Genomic DNA, 11756 nt, shown 5'->3' on the forward strand with positions numbered 1-11756 from the left:
AGGTTTTATCGCGAGGCTGCTGTATCATTTAAAGTGATATGGATTGCTTACGCATGGATTACAGGGTAAGGAGGTGTCAGGCATGGCAAAAAAGGTCATCAAGATGGTCAAACTGCAAGTTCCTGCAGGTAAAGCAAACCCAGCGCCACCAATCGGTCCAGCACTAGGTCAAGCAGGCGTTAACATAATGGCATTCTGTAAAGAGTTTAACGCTCGTACCGCAGATCAAGCAGGTTTGATTATTCCAGTTGTTATTACAGTATTCGAAGACCGTTCCTTTACTTTCGAGACGAAAACTCCGCCGGCAGCAGTATTGCTTCGCGTAGCAGCAGGTATCGAAAAAGGTTCAGGCGAACCGAACAAGAAGAAGGTCGCTACTGTAAAACGTGACAAAGTTCGTGAAATCGCTGAGCAAAAAATGCCGGATCTAAACGCAGCTAACGTTGAGGCAGCTATGCGTATGGTTGAAGGTACAGCTCGCAGTATGGGCGTAACAATCGTCGACTAATATCGCCTCGTCTGTTCTGGACGAATGCGTAGAGTCTGCTGCAAAGCGGCTTGCTTTGCAAAGCTTCGGCTTTGCAGGTGGGAGGATCATCCCTAGGAGGATTTTCCGCTATAACCACATAAGGAGGATAATACAATGGCTAAACATGGTAAAAAATATGTAGAAGCTGCTAAGCTTATTGACAGCGAAGCAACATACGAGCCTTTGGAAGCAATTGAGCTTGTAAAGAAGGCTGCGACAGCTAAATTCGACGAATCCGTTGAAGTGGCAGTTCGTCTGGGTGTAGACCCTCGTAAACAAGACCAAGCCGTTCGTGGCGTAGTTGTACTGCCGCACGGTACTGGTAAAACAAAACGCGTTCTCGTTTTCGCAAAAGGCGAAAAAGTGAAAGAAGCGGAAGCTGCTGGCGCTGACTATGTTGGCGATGCAGACATGATTAACAAAATCCAACAAGGCTGGTTTGAATTCGACGTTTGCGTAGCAACGCCGGATATGATGGCTGAAGTTGGTAAGCTTGGACGGATTCTAGGCGGTAAGGGCTTGATGCCTAACCCGAAAGCTGGTACAGTAACGTTTGACGTTGCGAAAGCCGTTCAAGAAATCAAAGCCGGTAAGATTGAATACCGTCTTGATAAAGCAGGTCAAATCCACGCTCCAATCGGTAAAGTATCGTTCGACGCTGAGAAGCTGAACGAGAACTTGAAAGCATTGCTTGATGCGCTTGTTCGTGCAAAGCCGGCTGCTGCTAAAGGGATTTACTTGAAAAACATTGCTGTTTCTTCGACAATGGGCCCTGGCGCTCGAGTGGCGACTGCGGTTTACCGCTAAGAAACGCAACTGACATTCGAATACGCATACCGTAGACAGTAGGTGCCGCTAGGCTTAATTTCCTACCGAGGTGTTATGATAAAACGTTTTGAAGCGAATTCAGCCTTTTAGGTTGATATGCGATAACGACATCATGGCCTTCGCATTGTCTGCGAAGGCCTTTCTCATGCATCGAGGCGTGGAAAGCCCGTCGTATTAACGGAATGTATACTATTACGGGAGGTGTACAGTTTGGCTAACGCAAAGATTATTCAAGAGAAACAAGAGGCGGTTGCAGTAATCGCGACGAAGCTTACACAAAGCTCCAGCACGGTTATCGCTGACTATCGTGGATTGAACGTTGCGCAAGTAACTGAGCTTCGTAAGCAGCTTCGTGAAGCAGGCGTTGAATTCCAAGTTTTGAAAAACTCACTCGTTCGCCGCGCTACTGAAGGCACAGAATTGTCTGGATTAAACGACATTTTAACAGGTCCTACAGCTATCGCGTTCGGCAGTGAAGATTCTATTGCTCCAGCGAAAATTCTTAACAATTTTGCTAAAAAGAACGATGCTTTGAAGCTTAAAGGCGGCGTTGTTGAAGGTAAAGTTGTTGATGCTGAGCAAATCAAGGCACTTGCAGAGCTCCCTTCCCGCGAAGGTTTGCTTTCTATGCTCCTCAGCGTATTGCAGGCTCCAGTGCGCAACTTCGCGCTTGCAGTTAAAGCAGTCGGTGATAAGCAAGAAGCACAAGCTTAAGTATAGAATTTATTTCAGTAAGAGCTTTTTCCGGTTGAAACCAGCCGTATAAACAAAAAAATAAACTAAATTTTCGGAGGTATATCCATGTCTAAAGAGCAAATCTTAGAAGCGATTAAAGCTATGACCGTTCTTGAACTGAACGACCTTGTAAAAGCAATTGAAGAAGAATTCGGTGTAACAGCTGCAGCTCCAGTAGCAGTAGCTGCTGGCGGCGCTGCTGAAGCTGCTGAGCAAACTGAGTTCGACGTAATTCTTACAAGCGCTGGCGCTTCCAAAATCAACGTAATCAAAGTTGTTCGCGAAATCACAGGTCTTGGCCTGAAAGAAGCGAAAGACTTGGTTGACAGCGCTCCTAAAGCAATCAAAGAAAAAGTTGCTAAAGAAGAAGCAGAAGCGGTTCAAGCTAAGCTTACTGAAGCTGGCGCTGTAGTAGAAGTTAAGTAATATCTTTTCAATAGAATACAGCTGATCATGTAAACACACGATGCATCGGCTGACGAGCCCCTTGAACCCGTCAGGTTTCAAGGGGTTCGTTGTATGTTGAAGCGATAATATCGGGAGGGTTTGGATCATGTCGAATCACTATTACTCCCAAAGTCCGGATGTAAAGCATAATCGTCATATACACGAAGTATCACTGCGAGGCTTTTCGTTCCGACTTGTGACGGATGCCGGTGTTTTTTCGAAATCGGGTGTTGACTATGGGAGTCGGGTGTTAATAGACGCATTGGAGCTTGAACCGAATGCGAAGGTGCTGGATGTTGGCTGCGGCTATGGTCCAATCGGATTAACAGCGGCGAAGCTTGTGTCTCAGGGTCAAGTAACAATGATTGATATTAATGAACGTGCAGTGGAGCTATCAAAAGAAAATGCAATACTTAACGGGATATCTAACGTAACTGTGTTACAGAGTGATGTTTATGAAGCTGTGAATGCCATGCAGTTCAATGCGATTATTACAAATCCGCCGATTCGTGCAGGCAAAACGATAGTCCATCAGATTTTTGAAGAAGGATATCATTTGCTTGAGAAAGGCGGAAGCATGTGGGTTGTTATTCAGAAGAAGCAAGGTGCGCCTTCGGCGAAGGCCAAGCTCGAATCGCTCTTTGGTGAGGTAATTGAAGTAACGAAGGAAAAAGGCTATCATATTTTTCGGGCAATAAAGGGCTAGTTGGTTATAGGACAAGAGATCGATTTATAATTTTTGAAAATAGTTTAAAAGTCTCTGAGAAAATTATTGACTTGACATTTTGAATGTGGTAAGATTATAAAATGTCAGCATTAAAGTGGGCTCAATCTCTTTAGTTAACTAAAATGTCAAGTGTGATTTTAGAGCGCGGAATGCATAAAATAAACACATTTGACGTATAATGTTTACGTTTTGGGCAAAATTACTTGATATGAGACTATCGCATCCGCGCTGTGATTGGTTAACTGCCGGAACATGCTCTTTTTTCGAACTATTCGATAAGGGCTTTTCTTTATTTGACTATATAGGCGGCTGGTTCCGACTATAGTGACGCAGTAAGTATCGATGCTGTGATACAGACATGAGGGGTGAGGTTAAGTTGGCAGGACAACTTGTTCAGTATGGTCGGCGCGCGCGCAGAAGCTACGCCAGGATCAACGAGGTGCTGGAAGTCCCGAACCTGATTGAAATCCAACAAAAATCGTATGAGAAGTTTTTGGAAAGCGACTTAATTGAGTTGTTCCAAGACATTTCTCCGATTTCGGACTTTACGGGCAATCTATCGCTTGAGTTTATCGACTATAGCTTAGGCGAGCCGAAATATTCGGTCGATGAATCAAAAGAGCGCGACGTGACGTATGCAGCTCCTTTACGCGTTAAGGTACGACTTTTCAATAAGGAGACCGGCGAGGTAAAGGAACAAGAAGTTTTCATGGGTGATTTCCCGCTTATGACAGAGACGGGCACGTTTATTATTAACGGGGCCGAACGTGTCATAGTCAGCCAATTGGTTCGATCCCCAAGTGTTTACTTCAGCACGAAGGTCGATAAGAACGGGAAGAAAAACTATACCGCAACGGTTATTCCTAACCGCGGTGCTTGGCTTGAGCTTGAAACGGATGCCAAAGATATTATTTACGTTCGTATTGACCGGACCCGGAAAATACCGGTAACGGTGCTTTTGCGTTCGCTTGGTTTCGGAACAGACGCAGAGATCCTTGATCTCCTCGGCCACGATGAGTACATTCGCAACACACTAGATAAGGACAACACCGATTCGACGGAGAAAGCGCTGATCGAGATTTATGAGCGTCTTCGCCCGGGCGAGCCGCCTACCTTGGATAATGCGAAGAGCCTCTTGGTCGCACGCTTCTTTGACCCGAAACGATATGACCTGGCCAATGTCGGCCGGTATAAAATAAACAAGAAGCTTCACATTAAGAATCGTTTGTTCAACCAACGGCTTGCAGAAACCCTGGTTGATCCGACTACCGGTGAAATTATCGCTGAAGCTGGTCAGATGATTGACCGCCGCTTACTGGACGAGATTCTCGAAAAGTTGGAAACTGATGTGGGTTTCAAAACCTATCATGTCGCTAACGGTGTTTTGGATGCGGATAGTATTCCACTGCAAACCATTAGCGTATTCTCGCCGTATGACGAGAGCAAGGTTATTAAAGTCATTGCGAATGGCATTATTGATAAATCCGTAAAGCACATAACGCCTGCGGATATTATTTCTTCCATTAATTACTTTATTAACTTGCTTCATGGCGTCGGCAGCACGGATGATATTGACCACTTGGGCAATCGTCGTCTGCGTTCGGTAGGCGAGCTGTTGCAAAACCAATTCCGTATCGGCTTGTCCCGTATGGAACGGGTTGTGCGCGAAAGAATGTCCATTCAAGACGCGAATGCCATTACGCCTCAGGCGCTGATTAACATTCGACCGGTCATTGCATCGATAAAAGAATTTTTTGGCTCCTCGCAGCTTTCTCAGTTCATGGATCAAACGAATCCGCTTGCTGAACTGACGCATAAGCGTCGTTTATCCGCACTCGGACCGGGCGGTTTGACGCGGGAACGCGCAGGCTTCGAGGTTCGTGACGTCCATCACTCCCATTATGGGCGGATGTGTCCGATCGAGACGCCGGAGGGACCGAACATCGGTTTGATCAACTCCTTGTCTTCTTTTGCTCGAATTAACGAATATGGCTTCATTGAAGCGCCATACCGTTGGGTTGATCCGAAGACGGGTGTCGTTACTGAACAAATCGCATATTTGACTGCGGATGAAGAAGATAACTATGTCATCGCGCAAGCAAATGCGGAGCTTACATCCGACAGTACCTTTAAAGAAGAGAACACGATCGTTCGTTACAATAAACAAGCAGATAATATTTTGACGATGCCGAGCGAGCGCGTTGACTACATGGACGTTTCACCTAAGCAGGTTGTATCGGTTGCGACAGCGTTAATTCCGTTCCTGGAGAACGATGACTCCAACCGTGCTCTCATGGGCTCGAACATGCAACGTCAAGCCGTTCCTCTCCTTATTCCGAAAGCTCCTTTTGTCGGTACGGGAATGGAGCATAAAGCGGCTAAGGACTCGGGCGTATGTGTCGTCTCCAAACACGACGGCGTGATCGAACGCGCGTCTGCTAATGAAATCTGGCTTCGTCGAGTTGAACAAATCGATGGTAAGCCGGTAACAGGTGACTTGGTCAAACATAAGCTGCACAAGTTTATGCGTTCTAACCAAGGTACATGTATCAACCAACGTCCGCTAGTGCGTAAAGGCGACGTAATCAAGAAAGGTGATATTCTCGCAGACGGTCCTTCTACTGAAATGGGCGAATTGGCTCTTGGACGCAACGTAGTTGTTGCTTTCATGACGTGGGAAGGATACAACTACGAGGATGCGATCCTACTTAGTGAGAAGCTTGTGAAAGAGGATGTTTACACTTCTATTCACATTGAAGAATATGAGTCTGAGGCTCGCGATACGAAGCTTGGACCAGAAGAAATCACACGTGATATTCCGAATGTCGGCGAAGAGGCTCTTCGTAATCTTGACGAGCGCGGCATCATCCGTGTCGGTGCCGAAATTGGTGCCGGCGACATCCTAGTAGGTAAAGTAACGCCGAAAGGCGTGACGGAGCTTACTGCGGAGGAAAGATTGCTTCATGCGATCTTCGGTGAGAAGGCTCGTGAAGTTCGTGATACTTCGCTTCGTGTACCGCATGGTACTGACGGAATTGTCGTAGACGTGAAAGTATTTACACGTGAGAACGGCGACGAATTGCCACCTGGCGTTAATCAATTGGTTCGTGCTTACATCGCCCAAAAACGGAAAATTTCCGAGGGTGACAAAATGGCGGGACGTCATGGTAACAAAGGGGTTATTGCTCGCATCATGCCGGAAGAGGATATGCCGTTCCTGCCGGATGGCACACCTGTAGAAGTTGTTCTTAACCCGCTCGGCGTACCGTCGCGGATGAACATCGGGCAGGCACTAGAGGTTCACTTGGGTATGGCTTGTAAGCATCTTGGTATTCACGCGGCTACGCCGGTATTTGACGGCGCGCGCGAGAATGACGTTTTCGATACGATGGAAGAAGCTGGAATGCAGCGTAACGGTAAAACTGTCCTGTATGATGGTCGCACCGGGGAATCGTTCGAACGTGAAGTGACGGTTGGGGTCATGTATATGATCAAGCTGGCGCACATGGTTGATGACAAGATTCACGCTCGTTCCACAGGTCCTTATTCACTCGTTACGCAGCAGCCGCTCGGTGGTAAAGCACAGTTCGGCGGACAGCGCTTCGGGGAGATGGAGGTATGGGCGCTTGAAGCATATGGCGCTGCGTACACCCTGCAAGAGATATTGACCGTGAAGTCCGATGACGTGGTTGGACGTGTGAAAACATACGAATCGATCGTCAAAGGCGAGAATGTTCCAGAACCAGGCGTTCCAGAGTCGTTTAAAGTTTTGATCAAAGAGCTTCAAAGCTTAGGTATGGATGTTAAAATCCTAACTGAGAATGAGGAAGAGATTGAAATGAAAGAGTCGGACGATGAGGATGAGGCAACGGGCGACAAGCTGAACCTTAACTTGGAAGGCACCGAAGTAATTGTTGAGTAAATGAATGGATTCCGTCTATGGTCACGCGCTCTGGACGGAATCCGATTTTTAGAAGAGACAGTCATACATGACGGAGGAGGGTTGCTCCTTGTTGGACGTGAACAACTTCGAGTATATGAAAATCGGTCTGGCTTCGCCGGATAAAATACGTTCGTGGTCCCGCGGAGAAGTTAAAAAGCCGGAGACGATCAACTATAGGACCTTAAAGCCGGAGAAGGAAGGGCTCTTCTGCGAGAAAATTTTCGGACCTACTAAAGACTGGGAATGTCATTGCGGCAAATATAAACGCGTTCGTTACAAAGGCGTTGTATGTGATCGCTGCGGCGTTGAAGTAACTCGCGCGAAGGTTCGTCGTGAGCGTATGGGTCACATTGAGCTTGCTGCTCCTGTTTCTCATATTTGGTATTTCAAAGGTATTCCGAGCCGCATGGGCTTAGCGCTTGATATGTCCCCTCGTTCACTTGAGGAGATCATTTATTTTGCATCTTATGTGGTTACGGATCCTGGTGATACGCCGCTTGAGAAAAAACAGCTGTTGTCCGAGAAGGAATATCGCAGCTATCGTGAGAAATACGGTTATGGCTTCCACGCGGGTATGGGTGCCGAAGCTGTCAAAAAGCTGCTTCAAGATATCGATGTCGAGAAAGAGCTTGAGCAATTAAGAGAAGAACTGCGCACCGCGCAAGGCCAACGCCGCAACCGTGCGATTAAGCGTCTCGAGGTCGTTGAAGCATTCCGTAATTCCGGCAACGAACCGGAATGGATGATTCTAGATGTGCTTCCGGTTATTCCGCCGGAGCTTCGTCCGATGGTTCAGCTCGATGGCGGACGTTTTGCAACGTCTGACCTTAATGACTTGTACCGCCGTGTTATTAACCGTAACAACCGTCTGAAGCGTCTTCTTGACTTGGGCGCACCTGACATCATCGTTCAGAACGAAAAACGGATGCTTCAAGAAGCCGTTGACGCTCTGATCGATAACGGTCGCCGTGGTCGTCCTGTTACGGGTCCCGGTAACCGTCCGCTTAAATCGCTCAGCCACATGCTGAAGGGTAAGCAGGGACGCTTTCGTCAGAACTTGCTCGGTAAACGGGTTGACTACTCTGGTCGTTCCGTTATCGTCGTAGGTCCTAACCTGAAAATGTTCCAATGCGGTCTTCCGAAGGAAATGGCGCTTGAGCTGTTCAAGCCGTTCGTTATGAAAGAGCTTGTCAATAAAGGTTTGGCTCATAATATCAAAAGTGCGAAGCGCAAAGTTGAACGCGTAAGCCCTGAGGTATGGGATGTGCTTGAGGAAGTTATCAAGGAACACCCTGTATTGCTTAACCGTGCCCCAACTCTTCACCGTCTCGGTATCCAAGCATTTGAACCGATTCTGGTCGAAGGACGCGCTATTAAGCTTCACCCGCTTGTATGTACAGCGTATAACGCTGACTTCGACGGTGACCAAATGGCCGTTCACGTTCCATTGTCTGCTGAAGCACAAGCAGAAGCGCGTTTGCTCATGCTTGCATCCGGCAACATCTTGAATCCGAAAGACGGCAAGCCAGTCGTTACTCCATCCCAGGATATGGTGCTTGGAAGCTTCTACTTAACGATGGATAACAAAGAGTCCAAAGGCAGCGGATCTGTATTCGGAACCATAAACGAAGCGATTTCCGCTTATCAGCGTGGTATTGTTTCCCTGCATGCTAGAATCTTTATTCCTGTTCGTGTGCTTAAGAAAACGAATTTCACCGAACAGCAACAGAAATCGTTGCTTGTTACTACGGTTGGTAAAGTAATCTTCAATGAAATTTTCCCTGAGGATTTTCCTTACATCAACGAAGCGACGAAAACAAATCTACTGCAAGGTACACCAGATAAATATTTTGTATACGAAAAAGGCGCTGACCTTACTAAGATCATGGAAGAGCTGGATACGCCAGGAGCTGTAGGCAAGGATTATCTTGCATTGGTCATTGCGGAGTGCTTCCGTCAATACCATACAACACTTACTGCGATTCTTCTTGACCGTATTAAGCAACTTGGTTTCACTTACTCGACTAAGGCTGGTATTACGATCGGTGTATCTGACGTTATCATCCCGAAAGAAAAGACAGAAATCATGAAGAGATCTGATGAGAAGGTCGCTACCGTTATGAATCAATACCGTCGCGGTTTGATTACGAACGATGAGCGCTATGACCGAATCATCACCATTTGGAGTAAATGTAAGGACGAAATCACCGAAGTTCTTATGAAATCGATGGATCGTTATAACAACATCATGCTTATGGTGGACTCCAAAGCTCGGGGTAACAAATCTCAAATTACACAGCTTGGCGGTATGCGCGGACTGATGGCAAACCCATCCGGACGTATTATCGAGTTGCCGATTAAATCGAACTTCCGTGAAGGTCTTACCGTACTCGAGTACTTTATCTCGACACACGGAGCGCGGAAAGGTTTGGCCGATACAGCGCTTCGTACAGCTGACTCCGGTTACTTGACTCGTCGTTTGGTTGACGTAGCGCAGGACGTTATCGTTCGTGAGGATGATTGCGGTACGGACAAAGGCTTCGCTGTTAGCAAAATTCAAGATGGTAAAGAGGTTATTGAGGATCTCTATGACCGTATTGAGGGACGCTACGCGTTCGAAACCGTTCGTCATCCGCAAACCGGTGAGATTATCGTTAACCGTAGTGAGCTGATTGATTCGAACAAAGCCGATGCGATTATCGAAGCTGGCGTTGAGAAGCTTCAAATCCGCTCTGTTCTGAGCTGCCGTGCACGTCATGGCGTATGTAAGATCTGTTATGGTCGTAACTTGGCGACTGGCAAGCACGTTGAGATTGGTGAAGCGGTTGGCATTATCGCAGCACAATCCATCGGTGAGCCAGGAACACAGTTGACGATGCGTACGTTCCATACAGGCGGCGTTGCCGGCGATGATATAACTCAAGGTTTGCCGCGTATTCAAGAGTTGTTTGAAGCGCGTAATCCGAAGGGTCAAGCGATCATTTCTGAACTTGATGGTGTGATTAAAGAAATTCGTGAAGCGAAGGACCGTCGCGAGATCGAGGTTCAAGGCGAAGCGGAATCCAAAATTTATGCCGTTACTTATGGTTCGCGTATCCGCGTAGTTGAAGGTCAACAAATTGAAGCCGGCGATGAGCTGACTGATGGTTCGATTGACCCGAAAGATATGCTGCGCATCAAAGGTATCCGCGGCGTTCAAAACTATATTTTGCAGGAAGTACAGCGCGTTTACCGGAACCAGGGGGTTGAGATCAACGACAAGCACGTTGAGGTCATGATCAAGCAGATGCTCCGGAAGATCCGTATCGTAGACGCTGGCGGCACAGCACTTCTGCCAGGCGCTTTTGTCGATATTCATGAATATGAAGCGCAAAACCGCGAAGCGATTTTTGCAGGAGAAGAGCCAGCTGTTGCAAAACCTGTACTGCTTGGTATTACGAAAGCGTCGCTCGAGACAGATTCATTCTTGTCGGCGGCCTCGTTCCAGGAGACAACACGCGTATTGACTGATGCAGCCATCAAAGGAAAAGTCGATCAATTGCTTGGACTCAAGGAGAATGTTATTATCGGTAAGCTGATTCCTGCTGGTACGGGTATGCCACGCTACCGGAACATTCGTTTTGCCGGCATCGAGGATGACGTTGTCGAATCAGTCGATCTTGGGGCTGAATCGGAAGCTGTAGCCATCGAATAGATTTATCAATAGCAGGTTGTCAATTAAGCTGCTATGTATATAAGCGAAGGAGCGACACATCATTTGCTTACACTACAAGCTTCTGATGTACGCTCTTTCGCATGTTTATAAGCAATGATTTCATAATAAATGGTCCATATATGTTTTTCCTTAAAGCTTCTTGACATAAGTGTGCATTAGGTGATAATATATCGAAGTGTGCCTACGTTGTATGATCCCTGTGAGAAGAAATTGAAGGTGATATCATGCAATTTAAAGTCGGCGCGAAGCAAACGATGAAGATGCTCGAGCACAATAGAGCCATTGAAATCTATGTTGCGCGTGACGCAGATCCGCAGATGAGAGAGAAAGTTGTTCATCTATGTGAGCGGACGGGAGTTCCATACAAATGGATCGATACGATGGATGACCTTGGGGAAACCTGTGGAATCGAAATCGGTGCCGCGATGGCAGCCCTCGTGAAGGATGAAGAATAATGCAATTACCGTTTTTGTTAGTTGATTATTTTACGATGATTAACTGGCGGAAACTTTTGTTTGTTCTTTTATGAACCGCCTGGATCTGTGGGCTTAATTTTAGGTGAAATGTCTACCATATAAGCGTAAACGGCTGTTGCCGTCTTTTGGTGGAAAGAGTTCGTTGCGCGAAAGAATATAAGTAGATTTATAAACAACTTTTTATAAATTCTTATATTTTCAAAAGACATGAATTTAGGGAAGGGGGTGGCAACATGCCAACAATTAACCAGCTAGTCCGTAAAGGACGCCAAGCGAAAGTCGTTAAATCGAAATCGCCGGCATTGCAAAAAGGTTTCAACGCATTGAAACGTGAAGCTACTAACATCAGCGCTCCT

General features: G+C 46.7%; 8 protein-coding genes, 1 pseudogene and 1 other annotated feature. All 9 genes and pseudogenes read left to right on the forward strand.

The features are described 5' to 3' along the window. Positions 1–82 precede the first annotated feature (82 nt). A complete protein-coding gene (rplK, locus tag ACO9K6_RS19085; protein WP_307208469.1) occupies positions 83–508 on the forward strand; it encodes a 50S ribosomal protein L11 in 426 nt (141 codons plus the stop codon). A 135-nt stretch (positions 509–643) separates the two neighbouring features. Continuing rightward, entirely contained in the window at positions 644–1336 is a 693-nt protein-coding gene (rplA, locus tag ACO9K6_RS19090; RefSeq protein WP_424769142.1) for a 50S ribosomal protein L1, read from the forward strand. A gap of 11 nt (positions 1337–1347) precedes the next feature. Continuing rightward, positions 1348–1511: a sequence feature (ribosomal protein L10 leader region), on the forward strand. 56 nt (positions 1512–1567) lie between these two features. Further along, on the forward strand, positions 1568–2071 hold the full coding sequence (gene rplJ / locus ACO9K6_RS19095; protein WP_424769143.1) for a 50S ribosomal protein L10: 504 nt from the start codon (positions 1568–1570) through the stop codon (positions 2069–2071). An 87-nt stretch (positions 2072–2158) separates the two neighbouring features. Further along, positions 2159–2518: a 50S ribosomal protein L7/L12 gene (rplL, locus tag ACO9K6_RS19100; RefSeq protein ID WP_424769144.1), complete on the forward strand. Its 360-nt coding sequence runs from the start codon at positions 2159–2161 to the stop codon at positions 2516–2518. A 127-nt stretch (positions 2519–2645) separates the two neighbouring features. Further along, on the forward strand, positions 2646–3245 hold the full coding sequence (locus ACO9K6_RS19105) for a class I SAM-dependent methyltransferase (RefSeq protein WP_424769145.1): 600 nt from the start codon (positions 2646–2648) through the stop codon (positions 3243–3245). A gap of 397 nt (positions 3246–3642) precedes the next feature. Continuing rightward, the gene (gene rpoB, locus ACO9K6_RS19110) at positions 3643–7188 is read left to right on the forward strand and encodes a DNA-directed RNA polymerase subunit beta (RefSeq protein ID WP_424769146.1); all 3546 of its coding nucleotides are present in this window, start codon (positions 3643–3645) and stop codon (positions 7186–7188) included. Between the two features lie 115 nt (positions 7189–7303). After that, on the forward strand, positions 7304–10903 hold the full coding sequence (rpoC, locus tag ACO9K6_RS19115; RefSeq protein ID WP_424769187.1) for a DNA-directed RNA polymerase subunit beta': 3600 nt from the start codon (positions 7304–7306) through the stop codon (positions 10901–10903). Positions 10904–11148: 245 nt separating this feature from the next. Continuing rightward, positions 11149–11379 carry a ribosomal L7Ae/L30e/S12e/Gadd45 family protein gene (locus ACO9K6_RS19120; RefSeq protein ID WP_424769147.1) on the forward strand — a complete coding sequence of 77 codons (231 nt, stop codon included), beginning with the start codon at positions 11149–11151 and terminating at the stop codon, positions 11377–11379. 254 nt (positions 11380–11633) lie between these two features. After that, positions 11634–11756: pseudogene (locus ACO9K6_RS19125) on the forward strand (30S ribosomal protein S12); the annotation flags it as partial.

Origin of the sequence: Paenibacillus praedii (genome assembly GCF_049725345.1) — a bacterium.
Classification (GTDB): Bacteria; Bacillota; Bacilli; order Paenibacillales; family Paenibacillaceae; genus Pristimantibacillus.